The sequence below is a fragment of the Kitasatospora indigofera genome, assembly GCF_014655955.1.
Taxonomy (GTDB): Bacteria; Actinomycetota; Actinomycetes; order Streptomycetales; family Streptomycetaceae; genus Kitasatospora; species Kitasatospora indigofera.
Genome location: NZ_BNBO01000190.1, coordinates 1 through 576 on the forward strand (window position 1 = coordinate 1; position 576 = coordinate 576).

The 576-nt window shown below is 72.7% G+C and carries 1 protein-coding gene; it reads right to left on the minus strand.

Features of this window, described 5'->3' with window-relative positions:
* The coding region (locus IE329_RS40105; RefSeq protein WP_190216000.1) for an ATP-binding cassette domain-containing protein at nucleotides 1-576 on the minus strand (576 nt) is incomplete at both ends.

Sequence of the window (576 nt, forward strand, 5' to 3'; positions counted from 1 at the left end):
CCGGTGATCCGGCCGTTCTGCATCACGACGACGCGGTCGGCCAGGCCGAGGACCTCGGGCAGTTCGGAGGAGATCACCAGCAGGGCGACGCCCTCCTTGGCCAGGTCGGCGATGATCTGGTAGATCTCCGCCTTGGCGCCGATGTCGATGCCCCGGGTCGGCTCGTCCAGGATCAGCAGTTTGGGCTTGCGGGCCAGCCAGCGCGCCAGCACCACCTTCTGCTGGTTGCCGCCGGAGAGCTTGCGGACCTCGTGCTCGATCGAGGGGGTGCGCACCCGCAGCCGGTCGGTGTACTCCTGCGCGAGCTGCCGCTCGGCGCCGCGGCGCACGAACCGCAGCCGGCGCAGCCGCTCCAGGACCACCAGCGAGGTGTTGTCGCGGATGGTGCGGTGCAGCAGCAGGGCCTGCGCCTTGCGCTCCTCGGGGGCCAGGCCGAGGCCGGCGCGGATGACCTCGCCCGGCCGTCCGGAGCGCAGCTTGACCCCGTCCAGGGTGACGGTGCCGCTGTGGATCGGCAGGTCGCCGGCCAGCGCGAGGGCGAGTTCGGAGCGTCCGGCGCCGATCAGGCCGGCCAGG